The 26,083-nt window shown below is 71.9% G+C and carries 24 protein-coding genes; 6 read left to right on the top strand and 18 right to left on the bottom strand.

Translation table 11 applies throughout. The annotated features are described in order from the left end of the window. Positions 1-2 precede the first annotated feature (2 nt). The 8 genes from V1633_RS12550 to V1633_RS12515 form a co-directional block, all read right to left on the bottom strand. Entirely contained in the window at positions 3-890 is an 888-nt protein-coding gene (locus V1633_RS12550; RefSeq protein WP_331214444.1) for an alpha/beta fold hydrolase, read from the bottom strand. After that, positions 887-1,201 carry a DUF2516 family protein gene (locus V1633_RS12545; RefSeq protein WP_331214443.1) on the bottom strand — a complete coding sequence of 105 codons (315 nt, stop codon included), beginning with the start codon at positions 1,199-1,201 and terminating at the stop codon, positions 887-889. The genes V1633_RS12550 and V1633_RS12545 overlap by 4 nt, the downstream gene beginning before the upstream one ends. Before the next feature lie 70 nt (positions 1,202-1,271). Beyond that, entirely contained in the window at positions 1,272-1,919 is a 648-nt protein-coding gene (locus tag V1633_RS12540; RefSeq protein WP_331214442.1) for a hypothetical protein, read from the bottom strand. A gap of 2 nt (positions 1,920-1,921) precedes the next feature. Next, on the bottom strand, positions 1,922-2,557 hold the full coding sequence (locus tag V1633_RS12535) for a helix-turn-helix domain-containing protein (RefSeq protein ID WP_331214441.1): 636 nt from the start codon (positions 2,555-2,557) through the stop codon (positions 1,922-1,924). Between the two features lie 82 nt (positions 2,558-2,639). Next, positions 2,640-3,599: an asparaginase gene (locus V1633_RS12530; RefSeq protein WP_331214440.1), complete on the bottom strand. Its 960-nt coding sequence runs from the start codon at positions 3,597-3,599 to the stop codon at positions 2,640-2,642. 74 nt (positions 3,600-3,673) lie between these two features. Further along, the gene (locus tag V1633_RS12525; protein WP_331214439.1) at positions 3,674-4,507 is read right to left on the bottom strand and encodes a BKACE family enzyme; all 834 of its coding nucleotides are present in this window, start codon (positions 4,505-4,507) and stop codon (positions 3,674-3,676) included. Positions 4,508-4,595: 88 nt separating this feature from the next. Next, entirely contained in the window at positions 4,596-5,708 is a 1,113-nt protein-coding gene (ygfZ, locus tag V1633_RS12520; protein WP_331214438.1) for a CAF17-like 4Fe-4S cluster assembly/insertion protein YgfZ, read from the bottom strand. Next, on the bottom strand, positions 5,705-6,136 hold the full coding sequence (locus tag V1633_RS12515) for a Fur family transcriptional regulator (protein WP_331214437.1): 432 nt from the start codon (positions 6,134-6,136) through the stop codon (positions 5,705-5,707). The genes ygfZ and V1633_RS12515 overlap by 4 nt, the downstream gene beginning before the upstream one ends. Before the next feature lie 91 nt (positions 6,137-6,227). On the opposite strand from V1633_RS12515, the gene V1633_RS12510 reads away from it, so the two are divergent. Then, positions 6,228-7,079: an aminotransferase class IV gene (locus tag V1633_RS12510; protein ID WP_331214436.1), complete on the top strand. Its 852-nt coding sequence runs from the start codon at positions 6,228-6,230 to the stop codon at positions 7,077-7,079. A 68-nt stretch (positions 7,080-7,147) separates the two neighbouring features. On the opposite strand, the gene V1633_RS12505 is transcribed toward V1633_RS12510, so the two are convergent. Next, complete coding sequence (locus tag V1633_RS12505; protein ID WP_331214435.1) at positions 7,148-7,744, bottom strand: FABP family protein; 597 nt, start codon at positions 7,742-7,744, stop codon at positions 7,148-7,150. Continuing rightward, positions 7,738-7,842, bottom strand: a complete 105-nt coding sequence (mtfM, locus tag V1633_RS12500; RefSeq protein WP_278065698.1) for a small membrane protein MtfM — start codon at positions 7,840-7,842, stop codon at positions 7,738-7,740. Before mtfM ends, V1633_RS12505 begins: the two co-directional genes overlap by 7 nt. Positions 7,843-7,867: 25 nt before the next feature. Between mtfM and V1633_RS12495 the strand changes: the two genes are divergently transcribed. After that, complete coding sequence (locus V1633_RS12495; protein ID WP_331214434.1) at positions 7,868-8,230, top strand: DsrE family protein; 363 nt, start codon at positions 7,868-7,870, stop codon at positions 8,228-8,230. Between the two features lie 85 nt (positions 8,231-8,315). On the opposite strand, the gene V1633_RS12490 is transcribed toward V1633_RS12495, so the two are convergent. Both V1633_RS12490 and V1633_RS12485 read right to left on the bottom strand, forming a co-directional pair. Next, positions 8,316-8,921: a response regulator transcription factor gene (locus V1633_RS12490; protein WP_331214433.1), complete on the bottom strand. Its 606-nt coding sequence runs from the start codon at positions 8,919-8,921 to the stop codon at positions 8,316-8,318. After that, positions 8,918-10,048: a sensor histidine kinase gene (locus V1633_RS12485; RefSeq protein ID WP_331214432.1), complete on the bottom strand. Its 1,131-nt coding sequence runs from the start codon at positions 10,046-10,048 to the stop codon at positions 8,918-8,920. The genes V1633_RS12490 and V1633_RS12485 overlap by 4 nt, the downstream gene beginning before the upstream one ends. Positions 10,049-10,135: 87 nt before the next feature. Here V1633_RS12485 and V1633_RS12480 point away from each other — a divergent pair, with 87 nt between their 5' ends. After that, positions 10,136-10,990, top strand: a complete 855-nt coding sequence (locus tag V1633_RS12480) for a hypothetical protein (RefSeq protein WP_331214431.1) — start codon at positions 10,136-10,138, stop codon at positions 10,988-10,990. A gap of 26 nt (positions 10,991-11,016) precedes the next feature. Here the strand turns inward: V1633_RS12480 and V1633_RS12475 are convergent, their stop codons facing one another. Beyond that, complete coding sequence (locus V1633_RS12475; protein ID WP_331214430.1) at positions 11,017-11,889, bottom strand: hypothetical protein; 873 nt, start codon at positions 11,887-11,889, stop codon at positions 11,017-11,019. Positions 11,890-12,120: 231 nt separating this feature from the next. Beyond that, a complete protein-coding gene (locus tag V1633_RS12470; RefSeq protein ID WP_331214429.1) occupies positions 12,121-12,615 on the bottom strand; it encodes a winged helix-turn-helix domain-containing protein in 495 nt (164 codons plus the stop codon). A 305-nt stretch (positions 12,616-12,920) separates the two neighbouring features. On the opposite strand from V1633_RS12470, the gene V1633_RS12465 reads away from it, so the two are divergent. Both V1633_RS12465 and V1633_RS12460 read left to right on the top strand, forming a co-directional pair. Beyond that, positions 12,921-17,315, top strand: coding sequence for a S8 family serine peptidase (locus V1633_RS12465; protein ID WP_331214428.1), 4,395 nt, complete (start codon positions 12,921-12,923; stop codon positions 17,313-17,315). 233 nt (positions 17,316-17,548) lie between these two features. Continuing rightward, positions 17,549-18,016 carry a nuclear transport factor 2 family protein gene (locus V1633_RS12460; protein WP_331214427.1) on the top strand — a complete coding sequence of 156 codons (468 nt, stop codon included), beginning with the start codon at positions 17,549-17,551 and terminating at the stop codon, positions 18,014-18,016. A 117-nt stretch (positions 18,017-18,133) separates the two neighbouring features. On the opposite strand, the gene V1633_RS12455 is transcribed toward V1633_RS12460, so the two are convergent. Next, on the bottom strand, positions 18,134-20,956 hold the full coding sequence (locus tag V1633_RS12455; RefSeq protein WP_331214426.1) for a DEAD/DEAH box helicase family protein: 2,823 nt from the start codon (positions 20,954-20,956) through the stop codon (positions 18,134-18,136). A gap of 570 nt (positions 20,957-21,526) precedes the next feature. Between V1633_RS12455 and V1633_RS12450 the strand changes: the two genes are divergently transcribed. Next, on the top strand, positions 21,527-23,773 hold the full coding sequence (locus V1633_RS12450; protein ID WP_407952003.1) for a serine/threonine protein kinase: 2,247 nt from the start codon (positions 21,527-21,529) through the stop codon (positions 23,771-23,773). Positions 23,774-23,807: 34 nt separating this feature from the next. Here the strand turns inward: V1633_RS12450 and V1633_RS12440 are convergent, their stop codons facing one another. The 3 genes from V1633_RS12440 to V1633_RS12430 all read right to left on the bottom strand — a co-directional run bounded on the left by V1633_RS12440 (position 23,808) and on the right by V1633_RS12430 (position 25,842). Further along, a complete protein-coding gene (locus tag V1633_RS12440; RefSeq protein ID WP_331214425.1) occupies positions 23,808-24,653 on the bottom strand; it encodes an alpha/beta fold hydrolase in 846 nt (281 codons plus the stop codon). A 194-nt stretch (positions 24,654-24,847) separates the two neighbouring features. Then, positions 24,848-25,012, bottom strand: coding sequence for a hypothetical protein (locus V1633_RS12435; protein ID WP_331214424.1), 165 nt, complete (start codon positions 25,010-25,012; stop codon positions 24,848-24,850). Beyond that, positions 25,009-25,842, bottom strand: coding sequence for a DUF4184 family protein (locus V1633_RS12430; RefSeq protein WP_331214423.1), 834 nt, complete (start codon positions 25,840-25,842; stop codon positions 25,009-25,011). The genes V1633_RS12435 and V1633_RS12430 overlap by 4 nt, the downstream gene beginning before the upstream one ends. Positions 25,843-26,083: the final 241 nt, after the last annotated feature.

The raw sequence follows: 26,083 nt of genomic DNA, 5'->3' as shown, positions 1-26,083 counted from the left end.
GGTCAGGGGTTGAGGAACTCGGAGATCCGTTCCCGCAGGTCGGCGCGGTGCGCCCAGAACAGCCCGGGTCTGTCGTAGACGTGCAGGGTGGCCGACGGCAGGGTCTCGGCGAGCTGCTCGGCGACCGCGACCGGGTGCAGGTCGTCACCGACACAACCAATCACCAGCGCCGGGGCGGTGACGGCGGCGAGGTCCGACCGCTCCCGGACGGCGACCTGCTCCGGCAGACTGGCCAGCCCGGTGGCGAGCCCGTCGCGGGTCAGCTGGTCGACCCGCTGCCGCAGGTAGGCCCAACCGGCCGGGGTGTTGCGCACCGCCGGGGGCACCTCGGCGGCGACCGCCTCGGCCACCTCGGCGGCGTCGCCGGACCGGACCGCGGTGAGCAGCTCGGTGAGCCGCCGCCGGGCGGCGTCCGGCCGGGGTTCGTCGAGTACGGCGGGCAGCACGAAGACCACCCGGCTGAAACGCTCCGGGCTCTCCCACAGCACCCGGCAGAGCGCACCCGCGCCGAGGCTGACCCCGAGCGCCTGGGTCGCCCCGCCAAGGTCGGCGACGGCTCGCAGGTCACGGGCCAGGTCGGCGTAGCTCCACCGGCCCTCCGGCGCCTCGGAACGCCCGTGTCCGCGGAACTGGAAGAAAATCTTGCGCCCGGTGACCGCGCTGCCCAGCGGTCGGGTGGTCGAGATGCCGGAGCCGAGGCCGTGCGCGAAGACGGTGACCGGGTCGCCGTTGCCGGTCACCAGCCGCTCCAGCCGTACCCCGTGCGGGGTGGTGACCAGTTCGGTCTCCGGGTCGGGCAGGGCGGGCCGACCGCTGCGCGGTGCGCTCGGCCCGGGCCCGTACGTCCGTGGCCCGCCGTCGGGCGGCGGTGGCCAGCGGAAATCCCTCACCAGAAGCCTTTGCCGTCGGTCAGGTCCCGTAGCCCGACGCGGACGTCGAGCAGGTAGATCAGCGCCGCCGCGATCCCGATCAGGGCGAACAGGCTGATCGGCCCGCGGAGCAGCAGTGTGAGGACCAGGCAGACGGCCAGGATCGCGATCCAGCCTCCCTTGGGGAGGGTGCCGATCGCCGGGAAGGCGTCCGAGCGTTGGGTGATGCAGTGCACCAGGGCGACGCCCTGGACCACCAGGGCGAAGACGGTCAGCACCAGGTTGATGACAAAGACGACGTCGGCGTAGAAGAGCGGCGCGGCATTGGCCATGGCGTGAAGCTTATGCCGGGGACCCCGGGTGCGTGCCACTTGCCGCACGCACCCGGGGTGAACGACACGGTTACTTGTCGGTGGCCGGTCGGGTCCGCTTCACCGCGGCCGGGCGGGTCGACTTCGTCGCCGTACGCTTCCTCGGCGCCGCCTTGGGGGCGGAGGTGGCCGACCCGGCGTCGGTCGGGGCGGGTGCCTCGGCCGGGGCCTTGATCTGCTCGAGCACCTCGGTCGGGGTCGTGGAGACGGCGGCCGGTGCCGAGGGCGCCTCGGTCGCCACCATGTCGGCGTTGACCGTGTCGGCTGCCTGGACCACGCCGGTGCCGACGACCCGCTCGCCGCGTGCGACGAGTTCGCCGTAGACGGCGACGGCCCGCTCCTGCGCGGCCTGGGCACCGGACACCACGACCGCCGCGTTGCGCAGCGTCGCCGCCCGCAGCCGGTCGAGGTCGAACTCCCGGCTGGCCGCCCGCTGCCGCAGTTCGGCGGTGGTGGTGACGGCCTTCTCCCGCAGTTCGGCGGTGGTGGTGACGGCCTTCTCCCGGAGCTCGGCCGTCGTGCTGACGGCCTTCTCCCGCAGTTCGGTGCGGGCGGTCTCGTCGCTGAGGCTGGTGACCACGGCCGGCAACCGGCGCAGCTGCTGGTAGGCGAGGTCGCCGACGCCGGCGACGGCGTAGAGCGGGGCCGGGATGCGGCTGGTACGGGGCAGGGTGGACATGACTACTTCTCCTCGTCAGGGGCCGAGGCGACCGGCGGGGCCGGCGGCGCGGCCTTCTTGACCGCCTTCTTGGCGATCTTCTTCACAGGTACGGCGGTGGCGGGCGCCGAACCGGACGCGGCCTCCGTTGCGGTGTCCCGGGTGTGGGTCGGGGCACCAGGGACGGAAGTGGCCGGTGGTGCGGCAGCACCCGCCTCGGTGACCGCCACCGATTCGAGTACGGCATCCGTGGGGGATTCCCCCTCTGCGGCGGTCGGAACGGTGCCGGGCGGGGTGGTTTCCGGCTCGGTGTGTCGCAGGTTCTCCCGCCGGAACGTTTCGTAGATCTGACTCAACGACTGCTTCTGCGGCATGGTGAGGTCGGGATCGGCCGCGATGGCCGCGAGCACACCCTGCCCCTCACGGTCGTCGAGCAGTCCGGCCCGCAGGTACATCGCCGGGGTGGAGACCCGCAGGGCGCTCGCCAACTGCTGGAGCACCTCGGCGCTCGGCTTGCGCAGCCCCCGCTCGATCTGGCTCAGGTACGGGTTGCTGACCCCGGCCTGCTCGGCCAGTTGCCGCAACGAGATCTTCGCGTTGCGGCGCAGGTCGCGGATGAACCCACCGATGTCGCGGGGGAGGTCCTTCGGGTTGGACATGACATCGACGGTAACCCCACCCGCTTGCAACTGCAAGCGAAACGCTAGCGAGAGTTAGCAGGGTCTCTACCGCCGTCCCCGCTCACCAGCGGGTGCGGATCGCACCGACCAGGTCGCCGCCGCCGTACAACGGCAGCTCGGCGAGCTCGTCGAGAACCGGGGTGGTGACTCCGAGCCGGCGCAACGCGGAGACCAGCACCGGGCGGCGGGCCCGGGCGGCACCGTCGTCGACCTTGACCGCGACGGCTCCGCCACCCGGCAGCGCCGCGGCGACCACACCCTCGGCGCCGCTCTTCATCAACAACCCGGGTACCCCGGACATCAGCAGGGCGTCGTCGGCGCCGGTGCCGGAGACCAGCAGCGGGTGGGCCCGCATCGCGTCAGCGACGGTCCGCTCCACCGAGTCCGGCCCGGCGGCGACCAGCCGCAGGAAGGCCCGGGCCAGGCCGGTCAGCGAGACGGCCAGCACCGGCGCCCCGCACCCGTCGATCCCGGTGGCCGCCACGTCCTCGCCGGTGAACTCCTCGACGACCGTGGTGACCCGCTGCTGCAACGGGTGCTCCGGCCGCCAGTACCCGTCGGTCGGCCAGCCGGCGACCAGGCAGGTGAGCAGCATTCCGGTGTGCTTGCCGGAGCAGTTCATCCGCAGCCGGGACGGGCCGCCACCGGCCCGGAACACGGCGGCCTGGGCCTCCGGGGCCAGCGGCAGGTCGGGCGGGCAGTGCAGGGCGTCCTCGGTCAGCCCACCGGTACGCAGCAGCGCCTCGATCCGGCTGACGTGGAACTCCTCGCCGGAGTGGCTGGCGCAGACCACGGCCAGGTCCGCCGGATCGGCCAACCGCAGCCCGGACCGGAGCATCGCGACCGCCTGCATCGGCTTGTTCGACGACCGGGGGAAGATCGGCGACTGGACGTCACCGGCCGCCGACACCACCGACCCGGCCCCGTCGAGCACCACCACCGAACCGTGGTGCACCGACTCCACGAAGCCCGACCTGACCGCCTCGACCAGCGGGACTCCGCCCCGGTAGCTCTCGCCCATGATGCGGGACGGTACCGATAGGTAAGGAGCCCGGTGCCAGCGGCCCCCTACTTCACCGGCCGGCCGGAGATCGGCTACCCGGGGAGTCCAAGCAGCTCACGGGCCTGGGTCGGGCTCAGCGGCGGCCGCTGGGCAAGCTGGGCGGCGGCGACCGCCCGGGCCACCAGTTGCATGTTCGATTCCACCGGCCGCCCCTTGGCGTACGTGACGGTGTCCTCCATGCCGACCCGCAGGTGCCCACCGGCGGCGAGCGAGGCCAGCAGCACCGGCACCGTACTGCGGCCGATGCCGGTGGCCGAGAACGTCGTCCCCGCCGGCAGGTCCCGCAACGCCTGGGCACAGGCGACCAGCGCCTCCACACTGCCCGGCATCCCGCCGGGGACACCCATCACGAAGTCGACGTGCACGTGCCCACCGGCCGGCAGGCCGTACCGGTCGAGGAGACGGCGCAGGGCGGCCAGGTGGCCGAGGTCGAAGATCTCGTACTCGGGCACGACGCCCCGGTCCTGCATCCGGGTGTGCAACTCAACGATGAACTCCCAGCGGTTCAGGAACACGTCGTCGCCGAAGTTGACCGTTCCCATCGTGCAGGAGGCCATCTCCGGGCCGGCGTCGAGCACGGCCAGCCGGTCGGCCTCCGGGTCGGTCACCGCGCCGCCGGTGGAGAGCTGCACGATCAGGTCCGTACCGTCGCGCAGCGCCGCGACCGTCTCCCGCAGCCGACCCGGGTCGAGGGTGGGCCGGGCCTGGTCGTCCCGAATGTGGACGTGGATCACGGCGGCGCCGAGCGCCTCGCACTCCTTGGCGGTCAACAGCAACTCGTCGAGTGTCACCGGCAGCGCCGGGACCTCCGCCTTCGCCGACTCCGCACCGGTGGGCGCGACCGTGATCAACGTTCCAGCCGTCATGCCGGCGATCCTAGTCTCGCCCGGTCACGCACGATACCTGCCGGAAAGGTGGGGTTGGGCAGGTCGGCGGCCCCGGAGCCGGAACCCGTCAGTCCGGGTCGATCGCGGCGGCGGTGCCGTCGATCAGCAGCGCCGCGTCGTCCGGGACCGAACGCTTCAGCACGGCCAGCGCGACCATGCCCAGCTCGTGGTGGCGGACGGCGGTGCCGACAAAGCCGACCGTACGGCCGTCGACGGTCACCGGCGTGCCGACCGCCGGCAACTGGTCGGTGGTAACCCCGTCCAGGTGCAACAGGACCAGCCGGCGCGGCGGACGACCGAGGTTGTGCACCCGGGCCACCGTCTCCTGACCCCGGTAGCAGCCCTTCTCCAGGTGTACGGCCGGACCGACCAGCCCCACCTCGGCTGGAATGGTCCGGTGGTCGGTCTCGGAACCGACCCGGGGCAGCTTCGCCGCCACCCGCAGCGCCTCGTACGCCCACAGTCCGGCGAGACCGATGCCGGCGGCGGTCAGCTCGTCGACCACCCGGGTCAACTCCGGCCGGGGCACCAGCAGGTCGACGCCGAGCCGCACCCGACGGGCCCAACCGCCGGCCGGGAGCGGGCGGACGTCGTACACGATGCTCGGGCGGGCCGGGACGGAGCCGGCGGTGAACTTCGGACCCGGCACCGGCAGTACGTCGGGTTCGCCGAGTCCGGTGACGCCGAGGACACCGACCGCCTCGACCGCCCTCGGCCCGACCAGCGAGAGCAGCGCCCAGTCGGCGGTGACGTCACGTGGATCCACCTGGCTGAAAAACCGCATCTTCTCCAGGTACGTCAGCAGGGCGCCGGTGTCCCCCGGCTCGGTGTCCAGCCAGACGGTGCCACCGTCCTCGGCCACCATCGCGTGTTGCTCGACGTGCCCGTGCGGAGAGAGGACCAGCAGCTCACTGCCCTGTCCGGCGCGCAACCGCTCCAGATGCTGGCTGGTCAGCGTGTGCAGCCAACTCGTCCGCTCCGCACCGGGGACCGCGATCACGCCCCGATGTGACCGGTCGACCAGGCCGACGTCGGTGGCGAGCAACCGCTGCTCCCGCATCGGGTCGCCGTAGTGCGCGGCCACCGGGCGCACCCCGGCCGCGGCGTGCTCCGGCTCCGGCCGGTCCCGGGTCTGCTCGTCGATCGCCTCGACAGCCACCGCGCCCGCAATGTCGATCATTCCCGCCGCTCTCCACACTCGGTCCGACCGCAGACGCCGAACAGCGCCACGTGCCCGATGTCGACCTGGAACCCCCGGTCCGCCGCCAGCTTGTCCGTGACGGGCTGGAACAGCTCCGGATCGACCTCGTCCACCGCCCCGCAGATCCGACAGACCAGGTGCACGTGGGTGTTCTCACCCGCGGCGTGGTACGTCGGTGACCCGTGGGACAGGTGCGTATGGGTAACCAGTCCGAGGCGTTCCAGTAATTCCAGGGTCCGGTAGATAGTGGTGATGTTCACGCCGGCCGCGACCTCACGGACCGCCGCGTGCACCTGTTCGGGAGTGGCGTGCCCGAGATCGAGCACGGCTTCGAGGATGAGCTGGCGCTGCGCGGTCAGCCGCAGCCCACGGGAACGCAGCATCTCCGCCAGTGACGAATCCGACACCGTCAAAGCATAGTGCGGCCCGCCACGCACCCTCCCGCTCGGCCACACCGTCCCGGAGTCATGGCCCTCCCCGGCGGCTACCCTCGATGCCGTGTCCGGGCGCCAGATCGTCGCCGTGCTGGGCCGGGGCGTGGTGCCGGCCGACGAGCCGGTGCTCCGCGCCGACGACCGGGGCGCGCTGCACGGCGACGGACTCTTCGAGACGATGCACGTCCGGACCGGCCGGCCCTGGCTGGCCGCCGAACATCTGGCCCGGCTGGTCCGGTCGGCGGTCGCCCTCGACCTGCCGCTCCCGCCCGTCGACGACCTGCGCGACCTGCTCGACACCGCCTGCGCCGACTGGCCGGCCGAAACCGAGGGCATGCTGCGGCTGGTCTGCACCCGGGGGCCGGAACACGGCCTCGCCACCGGCACCGTCTACGTCACCGTCTCCGAGGTGCCGGAGGCGGTCCGGCGTACCCGGCGTACCGGGATCACCGTGGCGACCCTGCCACTCGGGGTGAGCGCCGACGCCCGTACCCACCGACCCTGGCTGCTCGCCGGTCTCAAGACCACCTCGTACGCCCCGAACCAGGCCGCCCGCCGCTGGGCGGCGGCGAACGGCGTGGACGACGTGCTCTGGGTCTCCACCGACGGGTACGCGCTGGAGGGGCCGAGCGCCAACCTGGTCTGGCTGACCGACGACACCCTCTGCACCGTCCCCGCCGACACCGGGATCCTGCCGGGCGTCACCGCCGACCGACTGCTCGACCAGGCCGGCACGCTGGGCTGGACGGCCGCCCGCCGGCGGATCTCCCCCAGCGGCCTGCACCGGGCCGACGGGGTCTGGTTCACCTCGTCGGTCCGCGGGGTGGCCGAGGTACGCGCGCTGGACGGCGTACCACTGCCCGCCGCACGGCACACCGCGGCGCTCACCGCCCTACTCGGCTTCGCCGAGCGGTAAGGAAGGGCCCCTGTTATCGCTTTTTGTATAGGAAGGGGCCCTTCCTAACACCTGAGGCTGGGAATGGCTCAGCCGCCGACGCGGATCAGTCGGGCGGAGAGGTGCGGCGAGAGTGGCTGTCCCATCGCCGCCATGTCCTGGGCGTAGAGCAGGGCGCCGTCGACGATGCCGAACAGCCGGTGACCGCCGGTGACCTCCTTGGCGGTGGACGTACGCACCACCGCGTCGGTGACGATCTCCACCTGGGTACCGGTGATCTTGCCCAGGTGCAGCTCCATCACCCCGGTCGGAGTGGTGAGCAGCACCTCCAGCTCACCGGTCGCGGTGCCATCCTCCTTGAGCACCGCCCGCCACCAGCCGACCTCCCGACCGGCCGGCCGGACCGGCTGGCTCTGCTCGTCCAGGATCCAGGCCCGCGACTCGTAGTAGAGGAACGGACGCCCGTCGTGGGTGATCCGGATCTCCTGCGCGTAGTCGAAGTCCTCGATGGTGGGGAAACCGCCCCGGCCACGCCCCCGCCACAGCCCCACATACGGCAGCAACGCGTTCAACGCCGGGTGCAGGGCCGGCCCCGTACGCAGGTCGTACGTCTCCTCGTACGGGTACGGGTCGACCGGCGGCGCGTTCAGCCACGGCGGCGGCTGGATCGGATTGTCGCTCACCAACGTCCTCTCGAAATACGAACAGCCAGATACACCAGGTAACCGGCGAGCGCGCCAAATCCCGCCACCAGCAGGCTGACGAACCCAATCTCGGTAACCATGACAGGGTGATCCTATGCTGGCGGCATGGCTCGCACCCTGGTCGTCAAGGCCACCGCCGGTTCGGACGCGCCGGAGCGCTGCGCACAGGCGTTCACCGTGGCCGCCACGGCGGTCGCCTCCGGCGTCAACGTGTCGCTCTGGCTGACCGGCGAGTCGAGCTGGTTCGCCCTGCCCGGCCGGGCCGACGAGTTCGAACTGCCGCACTCGGCACCGCTGGCCGAGCTGCTGCACGTGATCCTCAGCAGCGGACAGGTCACCGTCTGCACCCAGTGTGCCGCCCGTCGCGGCATCGGCGAGGAGGACGTCCTACCCGGGGTACGGATCGCCGGCGCGGCCGTCTTCGTCGAGGAGATCATGGCCGACGGAACTCAGGCGCTGGTCTACTAGCCGGCGCCAGCGCCCCGGCCCACCGACGCCGACGGATCCCGGCGCCCGCACGTCCGGCGCCCACCCGCGCTGACGACCACCGGGGTCAGAGCCAGCCGTTGTCCCGGGCCTTCTCGGTCGCCTCGGCCCGGGTGGAGACGCCCAGCTTGGCGACGATCGCGGTGACGTGGTTTCGGACCGTACCCGGCGACAGGTTCAGCCGCCGGGCCACCAGGGTCACCGGGACGTCCGGATCGCCGTACCGGAGCACGTCCAGTTCACGCCGGGTCAACGGGCACTCGGGCATGCTCAGGGCGTCCGCCGCCAGCCCGGGGTCCACGTACCGGCCGCCGGCGTGGACCCGTCGGATCACGTCGGCGAGTACACCACCCGGGGAGCCCTTCGGCAGGAAGCCCTTGGCGCCGGCGGCGAGCGCCCGCGGCAACTGGGCCGGTCGGCCCTGCCCGGTCAGGATCACCACCGCACAGGACGGCAGGAGCCGGGCGAGTTCGGTGGCCACCTCGATCCCGTCCAGCGACGGCATCCGCAGGTCGACCACTGCCACGTCCGGGCGGTGGGCGCGGGCCGTCTCCACCGCCGCCCGACCGTCGGCGGCCTGCGCCACCACCTCCAGGTCCGGCTCCAGCCCCAGCAGCGCCGCCACCGCGACCCGGATGAGCTCCTCGTCGTCCGCGAGCAGGACTCTGATCACGGCATCGAGGGTACGAGGGCCTCGACCGTGAACTCGCCACCGCCGGCCCGGGTACGCAGCACGCCGCCGACCTCGGCGAGCCGCTCCGCCAGGCCACGCAGACCGTGCCTGCGGGCATCGGGCACGCCGCCGTCCGCCGGCACGTCACCGACGGGTACGCCGTCGTTGCGTACCGTCAGACGCAGCCCGCCGTCGGCGTGCTCCACCGTGATCGTGCACCAGCTGGCCCGACTGTGCCGCAGCAGGTTCGTCGTGGCCTCGCGCAGCACGGCGGACAGCACCGCGGCCGCCGGCAGGTCGTCGCCCGGCACGTCGACCGTGCAGCGCACGCCGGACGACCGGAGGACCTGCTCGATCCCGGAGAGCTGCTCGCCCAGATCCACCTGTCGGTAACCGTGCACCACGTCACGCAACTCGTCCAACGTCGACGCCGCCAGCCGACGTACCTCCGCCGCCTCCCGTCCGGTCCGGTCCGGGTCCGTCCCGGCCAGCCGCTCCGCCAGTTCCGCCCTCAACGCGATGACCGTCAGGTGGTGTCCGAGCAGGTCGTGCACATCCCGGGCGAACCGTAGCCGCTCCTCGGCGACGGCGAGCCGCGCCTGCGCCGTACGGCCCTGCTCGGCCTCGGACAGCAGGTCCCAGAGCCAGACGTGCAGCACGTTGACCGCCGCGACACCCGCGCCGAACCCGGCCGTGATGATCAGCGTGTCGACCACCGGGCCGGGTGTCAGGACCAGCGCCAGCCCGACCGTCAGCACGCCGAGCACGGCGGCCCGAACCCTGCCGACGAGCACCGGCAGGACACCGACGACACACGCGGCCAGCCACGACCAGGTCGGCCAGTCCCCGCCGACCGGCCCGACCGTCGGCACCGAGACGAGGGTCGCCGCCGCGAACGCCCAGGCCACCCGACGTCGGGTCTGGTCGCCGAGCCACGGGGTGACCAGGGTGTACAGGACGGCGCCCTGCGCAGCCGAGAAGATCCCGACGCCGAGCACAGCCAGCCCCGCCCACCCCGGGTCCGGTTCCCGCCAGAGGCCGACGGCCGGCAGGAACAGCGCCCCGGCCGCGTTCGTGACGAGCACGACCAGGGTGACGACCCGAACCCGTGCCAGACGCCGCTGCATGCCGCGACTGTACGCAGCCGCCCGTCACGTTTGGACCGGGAAAAGTTCACGGGTCCGCCGGACCTGTCCCCGCTCCACGCTGACCGCATGACAACCATCGCCGGGACCGCCGTGTCCCGCCCGTTCGTCCGGCACTTCGTCGAAATGCTCCTGGCCATGGCCGTCGGCATGCTGGTGCTGGGTCAGCTCTGGCCGCTGCCGACGGCGCTGGCCGCCCGGGCCGACGTCGCCGCCCTCGTGATGGCCACCAACATGTCCGTGGCGATGGCGGTGTGGATGTGGCACCGCGGCCACCACGGCGTGGCGATCCGCGAGATGACCATGGCCATGTACGCGCCCTTCCTGCTCTGTCTGCTGCCCTGGTGGGCCGGACTGGTCGGCGCGGAGATCGCCCTGATCGGCGGCCACGTGCTGATGCTTCCCGCCATGCTGCTCGCCATGCTCCGGCGCGCCCCCGAGTACGGGGCACCCACGCCGTCCGTTCAGCGGATCGCGGACGCCACCGGTTCCGGGTCCCCACATGTCCACGTCACCCGGACCGGGGGCCTGGCCCGGGTGCTGGTCCGATGGCCGAGTGTGCTGGGCCTGCTGGCCACCGTGGACAACCTGGTCGACCCGGCGCCGGTGCCGGTCCTCGCGATGATGATCCTGCCGGTCGGGTACCTCATGATCGGCGCGGTACGGCGTACGCTGCGCCCTCGGCCGGTGCTGATGGCGCAGCTCGGCGCGCTGCTGGGCTATCTCCTGCTGCTGGGTGCCGCCGTGCTCGCCGGCCCGGAGCGGGGGCAGTACCTGGTCGGCCTCGGCTGGATCCTGCACGCCGGTTGGGACCTCTGGCACCACCGGCGGAACCTGGTCGTCCCCCGCCCCTTCGCCGAGTGGTGTGCCGTTGTCGACCTGGTCATCGGCGTCTCGGTCATCCTGCTCGCGGTGACCGCGTGACCGCCGCCCCTCGGCGCGGCGACGAGTCAGCCGGAGCAGTGGGTGGTGACGGCCACCCGGGTCCGGCCGTCGACCGCCTCCACCACCACGCTGAGCCGGCCCGCCCGGTAGGCGTACAACTCCGGGGTGTCGGCGACCACGACGGTGCCGGCGGGGCGCGGCAGCAGCGCGCCAGGCGACTCGGCGGGCGCGCCCTGTCCGGTCGCCTGGTCCGTCCGGGCGACGTCACCGTTGGGGCACCGGGCGAAGGTCAGGTCGGCGAGGGTGGGCTCGGTCGCGCCGAGTACGGCGAGCACCCGGCCCGGTTCACCGTCGGCGGGGTCAGGCGGCAACGGCAGAACCGCCCGCGTCACCTCCTCCCCGTCCGGTCGACAGCCGGTACGTACCGTCAGCCGGACCAGCCCCGGCTGGGTCACGTCGCCGCTGACCGCGACGAACTCCCCGGCGTCGGCGTGCAGGGTGTGCTCGGCACCGTCGGCGCTGTGCCAGACACCGGCCCGGTAGCCGCCGGGCAGCCGCTGCGCGATCCGGTCGAGCAGCGCGGGGGCGTCCGCCTCCGGGGTACGGAAGGTGACCGACGCGGTCAGCGCCTCGCCCCGGCGCAGCACGGTGAGCCGACAGTCGTCGTCCAGCCGCCGCTGACCGAGTTCCACCACGGGCTCCGGGCCGGCCGCCACCATCAGGTCGCCGAGTGCCCGGTCCACGATCGGCCGGGCCTGGCTGAGGCTGCGCTGTTCCCGTACGGTCGGCTCGTCCCGCAGTGCCGAGAAGGCGGCGGCGCCGAGCAGGAGCACGGCCCAGCCGGCGACCACGGCGTACCCCACCCGACGCCGACGACGGTCGGCCGGGGGCTCCGGCTGCGGGACCGGCCAGACCGGGGCCGGGGCGTCTGTGGTCACGCCGCCATGGTGGCACGGCGCGGCGCGACCGGCGGGACCGCCACCACCGGGCCCGGTGCCCCGCGTCGCGATCACGCCTGACCGCCTGGTGCGGGTACCCGGCCCCGGCCGCCACCGCGTCCCACGACAGACCCGGCACGCCGAGATCACGGCCCGCCCACCCCGAAGGCGGAGCCGGACACTCCGACGTCAGCCGGACGACCAGCGATCAGGGGGCAAGCGCACCCGACGTCAGCCGGACGGACGGCGGTCCGGGTCGCCGGGGGTCAGCCGGTAGCCGACCCCGCGTACGGTCTGCACCTGCGGTCCACCTTCGACGGCGCGCAGTTTGCGGCGGAGTCGCTTGACCGCCGAGTGCAGGATGGCGGTGTCGCCGAGGTAGGCGCCGCCCCAGACCGAGCCGAAGAGCCGTTCGTACGTCCAGACCCCGAGTGGCGCGCTGGCCAGCCGGGCGAGCAGCTCCCGCTCCAGCCGGGTGAGGGCGAGCGGCTCACCGCGCCAGGTGACCAGGTGCCCACCGGGGTCGACGGAGAGGTCGCCGAGGCTCACCGGTGCCGGTGGAGATTCTGTCCCGTTGCCCATCATCGGAAAGAGCATCGCCCGCAACTCGGACAGATCGGAGCAGATCACCACGGTCCCGAAGTCGTCCAGCCGGCGTACCACCCGTTCTCGCACCGCGACATCCGTCGATACGCATACGACCAGTGGGACCTCTCCGTTCGCCACCGTTCTCCTCCCCCGTCGCCAGTCGACACAAGCCAATCCCGTTTGGCCGGACGAGTCAACAGCGACGCCAACCGATGCAAGGCAGTTACCTGGTTACTGACCGAAATACGCCCTGTTACTGCCTAGATACTGCTCTACCCCGAGCATTGATCACTACCCCGGGGAGCAAGACCATTACTCCAAGCCGATGTGGGGGGCGCTGTCCGTAAACAAACGTCGGACCCACGCGTGCCCGCAGCACCGGGCATCCCGGAGCGCAGTGGTTGGCCACCGAACGGATCGGCGGCCGGGAAGTGGGAGGTAGCATGCCGCATCGACCAGGCCGCAGCAAGGCTGGGCGGCTCAGATTCTGGCGCGCGATCGCCATCGGCGCCGCCGTCGTTCTCGGCATCACCGGGCAGCCCGCGATCGTCAGCGCCGCCGGCCCGGAAGCCTCGGTGAGCGGTGAGCTGCTCGCCGAGCTCTCCACCAAGGGCAGCACCACCTTCACCGTCTACCTGCGGGAACGGGCACAGCTCAGCGGCGCGGCCAAGGTGGCCGACGACACCGCCCGGGTCACCGAGGTCTACCGCCAACTCACCGGCACCGCCGAGCGCAGCCAGCGGGACCTCCGCGACGACCTCGACAAGCGCGGGGCGAAGTACACCTCGTACTGGATCGCCAACGCGTTGCGGGTGGAGGGCGACCGTGGCCTGGTCGAGACCATCGCCGCCCGCGACGACGTGGCGAGCATCGAACCGAGCCGCAACTACGAATTGATCAAGCCGGTCGAGATGCGCTCCGGCACCGAGAACACCACCGACGCCGTCGAATGGAATGTCAGCAACATCGAAGCCCCCCGGGTCTGGTCCGAGTTCGGCACCCGGGGCGAGGGCATCGTGGTCGCCAACATCGACAGTGGCGTCCAGTTCAACCACCCGGCGCTCGTCGGCTCCTACCGGGGCAACAACGACGGGAGTTTCGACCACAACTACAACTGGTTCGACCCGGCCGAGGTCTGCGCCACCGCCGCGCCGTGCGACAACAACGGCCACGGCAGCCACACCATGGGCACCATGGTCGGCGACGACGGCGCCGGCAACCAGATCGGTGTCGCCCCCGGCGCCACCTGGATCGCGGCCAAGGGCTGCGAGACCAACAGCTGCTCCGACGCCTCGCTGCTCGCCGCCGGCCAGTGGGTGCTGGCGCCGACCGACCTGAACGGTCAGAACCCCCGCCCCGACCTGCACGCCGACGTGGTGAACAACTCCTGGGGCGGCGGCCGCGGCGACGAGTGGTACGAGCAGACCATCGAATCCTGGCGGGCCGCCGGCATCTTCCCCACCTTCTCCTCCGGCAACGACGGACCGGCCTGCAACACCACCGAGAACCCCGGTGACTACCCGAACGCGTACGGGGTCGGGTCGTACGACATCAACAACGTCGTCTCCGACTTCTCCGGCCGGGGCAGTTCGAGCATCGACAGCGCGGTCAAGCCGAACATCGCGGCACCCGGCAGCAGTGTCCGGTCGAGCCTGCCCGACAACCGGTACGGCACCGGCAGTGGCACGTCGATGGCGGCACCCCACGTCTCCGCCACGGTCGCCCTGGTCTGGTCGGTGTCACCGACGTTGAAGGGCAACGTCGACGCCACCGAGCAACTCCTCGACGACACCGCCACCGACGTCAACGCGCTCACCTGCGGTGGCACCGTCGACTTCAACAACGTCTTCGGCGAGGGCCGGCTCAACGCGTACCAGGCGGTCAACGCCGCCCCGCGTGGCGAGGGCGGCCGGATCACCGGCGTCGTCACGGCGGCCGGCAGTGGTGACCCGATCGCCGGCGCCCAGGTCAGCACCGGCACCACCAGCGTGGTGACCGGGCCGGACGGACGCTACTCGCTGGTCGTACCGGTCGGGGAGCACGTGGTGACGGCCAGCGCGTACGGCTACGCGGCCGACACCGCGACGGTGACCGTCGACAGCGGCGACGTCGTCACGCGGAACTTCGCGCTCACCGCCGCGCCGATGGTCACGGTCTCCGGCAAGGTCACCGACGGCTCCGGCCACGGCTGGCCGCTGTACGCCAAGATCACGGTGGTCGGCCGGCCCGGCGGCCCGGTCTTCACCAACCCGGCCACCGGGGCCTACTCGTTCACCGTCCCCGGCGACGCCACCTACCGGCTGAACACGACCGTGGTCTATCCCGGCTACCAGCCGACCAGCACCGAGGTCGAGGTCGGTACGGCCCCGAAGACCGTCGACATCACCGCCACCGTGGCCCCGTCCTGCACCGCCGCCGGCTACCTGCCCGGAGTCGGTGACCCGGTGCTGTCGGAGAGCTTCGACGGCACCACGGCGCCGGAGGGCTGGTCGGTCGTGAACCGCACCACCAGCGGTGGCTGGGTCTTCAACGATGCACGCGCGCGGGGCAACCTGACCGGCGGCACCGGCAACTTCGCCATCGTCGACAGCGACGCGCTCGGCACCGGCAACACCCAGGACACCGACCTGGTCACGCCGACCCTGGACCTCTCCGGGGTCAGCGCGCCGCTGCTGAAGTTCAACAGCGACTGGCGGGCGGTCGGGATCAGCGACACCGCGGACGTCGACGTCTCCACCGACGGTGGCACCACCTGGACGAACGTCTGGCACCAGACCACCAGCCGGCGCGGCCCCCGGGTCGAGGAGATCCCGCTGGACGCGGCGGCCGGCGAGTCCGACGTGAAGGTCCGGTTCCGGTTCAACGGCACCTTCGCCTGGTGGTGGCAGGTCGACAACGTACAGCTGGTCAACCGGCTCTGCACTCCGCAGCCGGGCGGCCTGGTCGTCGGTTTCACCACCGACGCCAACACCGGCGCGGCGATCAACGGCGTGACGGTGACCAGTGACGCCGCACCGGCGGACAAGGCCGTCTCGGCGCCGACGCCGGACGACCCGAACATTCCGGACGGCTTCTACTGGCTCTTCTCCAGCCTCACCGGCGAGCGGTCGTTTACCGCCAGCCTGTCGCCGTTCCAGGCGGCGACGAGGACCGTGGACGTGGTCGCCGACAGCGCCCGGCAGGCCAACTTCGCGCTCCGGGCGGCCCGGCTGACGGTCAGCCCGAGCGACATCGAGATGCACCAGCCGTACGGCAGCACCCGTACCGTCAAGGTGACGGTCACCAACACCGGCAACGCGCCGGCGACGGTGGAGCTGCTGGAGCGGTCCGGAGAGTTCGACCTGCTCTCCGCCGAGGGCGCGGAACTGGTCGAGTACCGGATGAAGGGGATCAGCAAGGCGGCGACCGGCGTCGCGTACGGCGCTCCGACGAACTCGGCCGCAGCGGCGCCGCTGGTCGACGACGCCTGGACCCGGGTCGCGAACACCCCGGCGGCGGTCTTCGACAACTCGACGGTGACCGTGAACGGCAAGGTCTACTCGGTCGGTGGCGGCAGCGGCACCGGCAACGAGCGCAAGACCTGGGTGTACGACCCGGCGACGAACGCCTGGAGCACCCTGCCGGACCTGCCCACCGGCCGGTCGAAGCCGGCGCTCGGTGCGATCGACGGCAAGATCTACGCCGTCGGCGGCTGGGGTAGCGGCTCGACGCCGGTGGCCACGGTCGACGTCTTCGACCCGGCGACCAACAGCTGGAGCACCCTGCCCGGGGTGACCAACCCGGTGCCCCGGGCGGCGGCCGCGGCCACGGTCTCCGGGGACAAGCTCTACATCGTCGGCGGCTGCGGTGACGGCACGTGCAGCACCGACACCGCGGACGTGGTGACGTTCGACCCGTCGACCAACCAGTTCGGCCGGTCGGCCAACTACCCGCAGGGCGCCTCCTGGCTGTCCTGTGGCGGCATCGGCGGCAAGGTCTACTGCGCCGGCGGGGTCGGCACGGTGGAGTTCGACAACGGGTTCGTCTACGACCCGGGTGCCGACAGTTGGTCGCCGTTGCCGGACATGCCGCTCGACCTGTGGGGCTCGCAGTACGCCGCTGCCGGCAACATGCTGGTCCTGGCCGGTGGGGCGACCGCGAACTCGACCACGCTGACCAACCGGACCGTGGCGTACGACCCGGCGGCCGGAGCCTGGGTGAACCTGCCGAACGCGCAGTTCGCCCGGTACCGGGGCGGCGGCGTCTGCGGCGCGTACAAGGTCGGTGGTTCGCCGAGTTCGTTCGTCGGGTCGGCGGAGACCGAGCGTCTCGGCGGTCTGGAAGCCTGTGTGGAGTTGGGTGACGCGTCCTGGCTCAGCACGTCGCCGAGCGACTTCACCCTGGCCCCCGGCGCCTCGAAAATCGTCTCGGTGGTGTTGACCGCGACCGCCGAGGCCGGGGTCGCCCAGCCGGGCACCTACACCGCCGACCTGACGCTGGTCGCGAACAGCCCGTACCCGGTCCCGTCGGTGGACGTGGAGATGAACGTCTCCCCGCCGGCGAGCTGGGGCAAGATCCAGGGCACGGTGATCGGCCGTACCTGCGGCGGTGCCGAGGTGCCGCTGCCGGCGACGGTACGGGTGAACCTGGTCGGCGATCCGGCCACCGGTTACACCCTGACCGCCGACGGCGGCCGGTACGCCTGGTGGCTGCCGAAGGGCCGGTACGACGTGATCGTGGCCAAGGACGGCTGGGTGCCGCAGGTGAAGCGGCAGCAGATCCAGGCCGGCCTGGTCAGCACCCTCGATTACGTCCTCCAACCGGCGGCGCCGTGTCCGGAGCGCCTCGGCGGGATCTGACCGGTAACAGCTGACCGTCGGTGCCCGTCGTCCCAGCCAGGGGCGGCGGGCACCGCCGTGTCCGGCGGCTGACCTGCCGTGGCCCGGGCACTCCCGTGCGGCCCACCGTCCGGAACCGATTCGTCGATCATGGTTACGCCGACGCGGCGAGTTCCTAGGATGGGATCGGCGTGGCCACACCGGCCGCGTCGATCGCCGGCCCCCGCCGGTTCCGTCCGAGTTGAGGAGATGACATGGCGAAGCGTCCCCCGGTGCCTCCGTTCACCCGGGAGACCGCGACGCAGAAGGTCCGACTGGCCGAGGACGCCTGGAACTCGCGGGACCCGGAGAAGGTGGCGCTGGCGTACACCACGGACACCCGCTGGCGGAACCGGTCCGAGTTCCTCAACGGGCGCGACGAGGTGGTCGAGTTTCTGCGCCGGAAGTGGTCGCGGGAGCTGGAGTACCGGCTGATCAAGGAACTCTGGGCGGTCGAGGGCAACCACATCGCGGTCCGGTTCGCGTACGAGTGTCACGACGACGCCGGGAACTGGTTCCGGTCGTACGGGAACGAGAACTGGGAGTTCGACGACGACGGGCTGATGCGGGTCCGGCTGGCCAGCATCAACGACCTGCCGATCCTGGAGTCGGAGCGGAAGTACCACTGGCCGCTGGGACGCCGTCCGGACGACCACCCCGGGCTGAGCGAACTCGGCCTCTGACCGGGGAGCCGGCCCGTCGCCCGGCTGCCGTCGACCAGCCGGAACCTGGTCACCCGCGTCAACGCGCGCCGGCCCGGACGGGATGCCGGTCAGGCCGTCGGTCAGGCGGCCGGATTGTCACCGTCGGGCGGTGCGGTCGAGTACCAGGAGCCGGTCCCGCAGTTCGGGCCGGGCGGCGAGTGGGCGCAACGCGGTCGCCATCAGTCCCCGTACGGCTTCCGGACCGGCGGCCCGGGCGGCGTTCAGCTGCTCGGGGGCGACCGCGTCGACCAACTCCCGCATGATCCCGGTGAGCGGCTGCCCGCCGAGTTCGGCGAGTTCGGCCCGCTCCTGGCCGGTGAGCCGCTGGTTGAGCCGAGCCAGCCGGGAGGCGAGGGTGGCCACCTCGTCCGGGGTGGCGCCGAGCAGGGCGGCCTTGCGCATCAGCTCGGGCAGCGGCAACTGCCGTTCGGTGCACCGGTGCAACGGGACCGACTCGGCCAACGCCGCCTCGGTGATCCCGACCCCGTCGACGACGACAAACCGCTCCTTGACCGGCACGTCCCCGGTCACCGCCCGGAATTCCGACGGTTCGACCGTCCGAGCGCCGCGCCCCTTCAACCGCGCGAGGTGGACGGCGCTGCGGACCGGCCGGAGGAAGAGCACACACTCCAACGCGGGCAGGTCAACTCCGGTGGCGATCAGGTCGTCGGTGACGGCGATCCGGGGACGCGGACTGTCCCGGAACGCCCGGAGCAGCTCGTCCGGGTCGGCTGGGGTCCACCTCGACCCGTACGTGATCGCGACCGCGAACCCGACGCCGTCGGCGGAGTCTCCCCCGCTGGCGAGCACACCGTCAACAGGCTCTCCGCCGCCGGCGAGCATGCCGCCGGCTTCTCCGTCGTTGCCGAAGACGTCACGGACCAGGGTGACGACCTCCTCGGCGTGCCGGCTGTCCCGGGCGAGGATCAACGTCTTCGGCACCTGCGTCCGCCCCGGGAAGATCTCGCTGTGCAACCGGTCCCGGAACGTCTCCAACACCATTCGGAGCTGCTCCGGCGAGAGCGCCGCGCGGCTGAGCTGGCTGCCGACGTACCCGAAGTCCTCCTCGACCTCCTGGTGGCGCTCGGCCCGGGTGCGGCGCTCCCAGGTCGGCACCACCGGTCCGGCCTCGATCCGCCCGCCCGCCGCGGTGTCCCGGACCCTGATCCGGTACGTGTCGAAGTCGAGCCCGACCCCGTCGGCGACCGCCTCCTCCTCGGTGTACTCCGCGACCAGGTTCTGCTGGAAGAAGCCCATGCTCTGCTGGACCGGGGCGGTGGTCAGGCCGACGACGACCGCGTCGAAGTACTCGAGCACGCCGCGCCACTGGCCGTAGACCGAACGGTCGCAGTCGTCGACCACGATCACGTCGAACGTCTCCGGTGGAAGGTTCGGGTGGTAGCCGACCTCGACCGGGGCGTCCAGCTCGTAGCTGTCGTACGCCTCGTCGTCGAGGTCGGCGTCGGGCAGTTCCCGGCCGAGCAGCGCGGCGTGCAGGCGTTGAACGGTCGAGATGACCACCTTGGCGGAGCCGAGCATGGTGGCACCGGAGAGGCGGTCGACGGGGTAGCGCTCGGTGAAGCTCAGCCGGTCGTCCGGGTCCTGGTAGGCGTGGTACCCGTCGAGGACCTGCCGCCCGAGGTTGTTGCGGTCGACCAGGTAGAGCACCCGGTGCGCGCCGCCGTGCCGGAGCAGCCGGTAGCTGGCGGTGACCGCAGTCCGGGTCTTGCCCGCCCCGGCCGCCAGTTGGATCAACGACCGGGGCCGGTCCTCGGCCAGCGACCGTTCGAGCGCGTGCAACGCGGCGCACTGCGCCGATCGCAGCCCGGCCGTGCTGAGCGGCGGCAGTTGCCGTAACCGGGCCCGCAGGGTGGGGGTCCGTGGACTGTCGTCCGCCTCGCGCATCCACCGCGCCAGGGTCGCCGGCCGGTGGACGGCGACGATCTCCCGGGTACGCGGGAACGGGTCGAGCCCGTTGACAAACGTCGTCCCGGTGCCGGTGGCCAGGTAGCCGAAGGGCAGCGGTTGACCGGGGCGCCAGACGGTCCACCGTTGCGCGGCGGTGAGTCTCGGCGGGTTCCGGCCGGCCCGGCCGCCGACGTCCCGGGCGGCCGCCGGTGCCACCTCGACCACGCCGACCAGCCGGCCGTCGACGTGCAGCAGGTAGTCGGTCCGTCCGGCGGTGGTGTCGGGCCGGCGTACGGCCACGCCGAGCGCGGCGCTGAGGTTGGTCCGGTTCTCCTGCTGCACCAGCCAACCGGCCTCGGTGAGCTGGCGGTCGAGTTCGACCCGGAGCTGCGGTTCGGCGAGTGGCTCCCGGGAGGCACGGCGGATCCGGTTGACGAACTCCTCCCGCTGGGTGGCCGAGATCCGCTCCGGTGCCCGGCGGTCGAACTCCTGCCGTGCCGCCTCGATCGCCGGCCGCAGGCTGTCGACCAGGGCGGCGACGTTGTCCGGACGCGGGTCGGCGACCGGTGGCGGGCTCGGTGGTACGAAGCCGACCGGTGCCCGGTCACCGGTCAGCGCCCGGTGGAACCAGACGCCGAGCGCGAAGCAGGTACGCAGACAGTCCAGCGCGGCACGCAGTTCGTCCGGCCCGTCCGGTGGTTCGTACGTCAGCTGGCCGATGTTCCGCAGTCGTTCGAAGGCGGCGAAGATGTGCGGGACCAGGGCACCGCTCGCGTTCAGTGCGCGTACCTGGTGGTAGAAGCTGCCGCCCTGCGGTCGGGAGTTGGTCCGGCGTACCAGGTCGTGGGCGAGGACCTCACCGAAGGCCCGGGCGGCGGACATTGACCCCGCCGGATCACGATAGACCAGCGACTCCGCGGCCGAGGCGTAGCAGAGCAGCAGCGGCTGCGTCGACAGGAAGCCGAAGTTCGCGGACCGCTCCGCCAACTGGCGTACCTGCCGGAGATCCACGACGACGCACACTCCACTGACCAGAGAGATCAACAAAAGCCAGGTGGGACGGGTGGTCCGGCCGGTGGCCGGTGCGCGCCGGCACCGCGCCTCCGCCGGCGCGAGGCGACAATGGACGAGAATGTACCCCGATACGTGCGAGGTTTCCAGGGACCGTCGCCTGATCCACGGACGACATTTGACGTGGATCAGGCTCCATTCTTCACCACGGGATGCCAGGCCGACGTTTGTCGAATTGCTGGACCGCTGGCCGGAAGCGATTTATCCGCGCGCCGGGAGAATGTGCGACAGTGCGACTTTGTCACGCTCCGTCAATCCATCAACTTGAACGTGACGGATTTACGACAATCGTCGAGGTCGACGTCCGACGACTGCGCACCCCGGTCCCGGGACATCTCGACACAGCGGGGAACACCTGCCGGTACGGGCGAATCCGAGCAGATGTCAACCATCGGACATAGCGCCGTAGACGACCTGCGGGCGCCGTGACCCTGACCACAAAGATGATTGGCGGCGCTCACCAGAATTGCCCGGCCACACTGAGCAGGTAACCTGCACGCCGTGCCGGAGATGTTACCACTTCTTGTTACCGATCGGTATATTTTTGCGGAGCTTCTCGGCCAGGGCGGCATGGGTCGGGTGTGGAAAGCCCGCGACAAGATGCTGCAGCGGGACGTGGCCATCAAGGAAATCGTTCCGCCTCCCGGGCTGACCGACGAGGCGAGACAGGAATTGCGCGTACGGTCGCTGCGGGAGGCACGGGCGATCGCGCGGCTCGACCACGTCAACGCGGTCCGGGTCTTCGACGTCCTGCTCGGCAGCGGCGGCGACCCCTGGATCGTCATGGAGTACGTCCCCTCGCGCTCGTTGGACGAACAGCTCGGCACCGACGGCCCCATCCCGCCCACGCGGGCGGCCGAGATCGGGCTGGGTGTGCTCGGCGCGCTGCGGGCCGCCCACCGGGCCGGGATCATGCATCGCGACGTCAAGCCCGCCAACATCCTGCTCGGCACCGACGGCCGGATCGTGCTCACCGACTTCGGCCTGGCCACCGCCACCGAGGACACCACCCTGACCCTCACCGGCATCGTGCTCGGCTCACCCGCGTACGTCTCGCCCGAGCGGGCGATGACCGGCACCGTGGGACCGGAGGGGGACCTCTGGTCACTCGGTGCCACCCTCTTCGCCGCGGTCGAGGGCCAGTCGCCGTACGCCCGGCCGTCGAGTCTGATGAGCCTCACCGCGCTCGCCACCGAACCGCCGCCGGTGGCGGAGCACGCCGGCCCACTGGCGCCCGTCCTGGCGGGTCTGCTCCGCAAGGACCCGGCCGAACGCATGGACGCCGACACCGTCGAGAGGCTGCTGCGCCAGGTGGCGGCCATTACGCCGACCACCGGCCCCGCCCAGGTGGAGCTGCGGTACGTCGGTGCGCCGACCACCGCCCCAGCCCCCGCCGGTACACGACAACTCGGCGCATCACCGGTGACCGCCCCGTTCGGCAAGACGCCACCGGTCAGCGCGCCGTTCGGCGGCACGCCACCGGTCAGCGCCCCGCGTTCCCATGCGGGTCCGGACTGGCCCAGGTCGGAGGGCGGCGGAGTCCGGCCCGGCCCGGGAACCGTCGGATTCCCGGCATGGTCGCCGGCCGCCGGACCCGCCGATTCCGCCGACCACGCGCAGCCGGTCGCGGCCCCCCGTCGGCTGCGTCCGGTCTGGCTGGTCGGCGCCGCCACCGTGCTGCTGCTGGTGCTCGGGATCGGGATCGGCCTGCCCCTGGCGACCGACCGGAGAAACGGGAGTACCGGCAACTGGTCGGACCCGGCGGGCGGCGGTCCGGGTCCGGACGTCACCGGCTCGCCCGCGCCCGGGACGAGCGGCGGGGCCCCCGGGGCTCTCCGCTGGTCCACCTACCGGGACGGCAGCGGATTCAGCATCCCGGCGCCGAGGGAGTGGCAGATCGTCCGGCACGACGGCCGGGTCGAGTTCCGGGAGCCGGGCGGGGAGCGGGTGCTCGCGGTCAGCCAGACCGACACTCCGGGTACCGACCTGGTGGCCGAGTTGACCGCGCAGGAGAAGGCGCTGCCGACCGGCGGGCGGTACCGGGACTACCAGCGGATCAGCCTCGTCGCGGTGAACTACCACCTCGGCGCCGCCGACTGGGAGTGGGTGCACACCACCGACGACGACCAGGTGGTCCACGTGCACCAGCGCACGTTCGTCACCGGGAAACGCAAGGGTTACACCGTCGTCTGGTCGGTACCCGAGTCCCAGTGGGCGGCCAACGAGGACGCCTTCCGGAAGGTTGTCGACGGCTTCCGACCGGCGGCCGAGCCGGACGACGCGGACCCGAGCCCGAACGGTACGAAGCCGAACCCGCCGGTGCCGACCACCCCGCCGGGAAAGCCGGGCGGTTCCTCCGGCGTCTCCGGCTACCAACTCGTCAGCCTGGCGAGCAACCGGTGCCTGGACGTCGCCAGCCCCGACTCACCCGATCCGGTCCGCCTCCGGATCTGGGACTGCGGCGACGCCCGGAACCGGAACCAGCGGTGGACCTTCCAGGCCGACGGCAGCATCCGGCTGGGCGGCAGGTGTGTCGACGTACTCGGCGCGTCGAGCGACGAAGGGGCGCCGATCCAGCTGACCACCTGCAACAACACCCCGGCGCAGAAGTTCACCCTCAACGGCCAGCGCCAGCTGGTCAACGCGCACAGCGGGATGTGCCTCGACGCGCTCGACGAGGGCACCGCGAACGGGACCCCGATCCAGCAGTGGACCTGCTACAGCACCGCGGACAACCAGAAGTGGCTGAGACGCTGACCTCCACCCCGGGATCGGGACTCCCGCCCCGGGCTCACCGCTCGGCGCCGACCAGCCACTCCAGCGTCGCCGGGGTGGCCTCGAAGTGACCGGCGTGCCCGACGTCGGGTCGGGTGGTGAGCTGCGCACCGGGGATCCGGGCCGCCAGCCACCGCCCGTGCCCGACCGGCACCGCCGAGTCGAGTTCGCCGTGCCACAGCCGTACCGGCCGGCTGATCGTCGCCGGGTCGAAGCCCCACGGCAGGCCGAACAGCGCGAGCGTGTCGCCCGTCCAGCCGGCGAGCCCGGGGCGTACCGCCTCGGTGAACGCGGCCCGGAGCATCGCGCTGATCTCCGGACGGCTGAGGATCGCCTGGTCGAGTGGGGGCAGCAGGGCGAGCGCGTCCACCGAGCCGGTGGTCGCGGCCAGGTGCTTCTCCATCGCCTCGGCGCCGTGCAGCGCCGCCTCGGCGCTGGCCCGGTTGCCGTCCATCATGCCGTCCGTCCACTCCAGACCTTCGGCGTCCCGGGGGGCGAGGCTGGCCAGCGTGGCCGCCCTGACCACTCGGTCGCCGTGGCGGGCGGTGAACGCCAGCGCGTGCGGCCCACCGCCGGAGACCCCGAAGATGGGGAACCGGTCCAGTTCCAACGCGTCGGCGATGGTCGCGATGTCGTCGGCCGCGTCCACCACCCGACGTCCCGGTTTCGGGGTGGAACAACCGAAACCCGGCCGGTCGTACGTGATCAGCCGGATGCCGAGTCGGGTGAAGAGCTGGTCGTCGGGATAGCGGGCGAGCCGACTCATCGGGCTGCCACAGACGTAGAAGACCGGGGTGCCGTCCGGTTCACCGAATTCCTCCACCGCAAGCACCCGAGCGTCGGCGGTGATGACCTCTCGCATCCCGCCAAGCTAGCCGTGTCGGTGGCCGGAACCTACACGCTGTCGGCGAACACCCCGCCGCGGTACGGACGCCTGGTCATTCCGTTCCCCCGCCCGCAAGGCCCGGTGCGGCGGGCCGGGACCGGGTTCGACGTCGGGAACCCGCGACCGGGCGGGTCCCGCGTGTTGGTGGACGCCTGTCCACAGTCGCCGGGCTAGTCTGTCGGGGCGAGGGCCTCGGCGGTGGTGAGCAAACGCCGGCCCTGCTCCTGTTCGCCGAGCCGCATCAGGTAGAGGCCGGTGGAAACCCGCTCCAGGTAACCCCACTGCCAGATGGCGGTCTCGTCGACCCCGGTCCGCTCGGCGAGCCAGCCGGTCACCGCTCCGGCGGCTGGCGGGAAGCCGTCACGCGGACAACCGCTTCGGCACCGGGTTCCGACCCTTCCGACCGGGCGTCCAGTATGGAGTGCCGGTGGGTCAGGGCCGGCGACCGTACCACCGCGGCACCGGCCAGCAGCGCAAACGCCACGATCACCATCACCCGTATCGCCTGGTCGGCCGGCAGGCGTACCGGATGTAGCGGCAGGGTCGCCAGCCCGACGGTGACCACGCACGCCACGACGGGCCAGAACAGGACCGGTCGGGGCACGGTCGGCGGCGGTGCGCCGTACCACTGACGGAGGAGTCGGCTGCGGCCCAGGTGCAGGACCATCGCCGCGCCGGCGACAAGACCGACGATGTTGGAGACCGCGGAGAGCAGCTCCCACCAGGGCACGCCCGACCACACCTGGTGGCGTAGGAACGGAAAGATGACTCGGCCCCCGTCGACGGTCGGATGGGTGAACGCGTCCCAGCCGATGTGGCTGGCCGCCCCGACCAGCGCGGAGGTCGTGGTGACCCGCCAACTGTGGCGCACCTTGCCGAGGGTTCCGTAGTCACGTAACGCCAACCCGCCGACGTCCGGCAGGTGGGCGGCGATCGTCGGCGCCGCCCAGCGGATCAGCCGGGTGGCGACCAGGGTCAGCGGCAGCGCCCACCACAGTGGCGCGTGCCAGGCGTGGCTGTGGATCGTCACGCCGTAACCGTCGGCGACAAACGCGATATCGGGTACGACCGCGCCGACCGTCAGTGCCACCCCGTCGAACCACCGGGGACGCCACCGTTTCAGCGCGACGGCGACAACCGGATGCGTGGGCAGCGTCAAGGGCATGATCAACAACGTACGGGCACGCCCTCGGTCACCGGCGCGCACGAGGTGTGATTTTTGTGAAAAAGGTGTGACCCCGCCGTGCCCCGAACCCCGGGAGGGCGGACCGCGCCCGGGAAGTTCCGGCCCAGGTCGCCGCGAAGCTACCCGCCGCAGCACTCACTCAGACATGTCACATTTGCTTGCGTCAATGTAAAGTCGATCCTGTGAATTGACGGGTCGCTGACAACCCGCCAGGGCAACG

The organism is Plantactinospora sonchi (genome assembly GCF_036422035.1).
GTDB classification, from domain to species: Bacteria; Actinomycetota; Actinomycetes; order Mycobacteriales; family Micromonosporaceae; genus Plantactinospora; species Plantactinospora sonchi.
The sequence above is the reverse complement of the archived record's forward strand: the minus strand, read 5'-3'. Positions and strand labels throughout refer to the sequence as shown.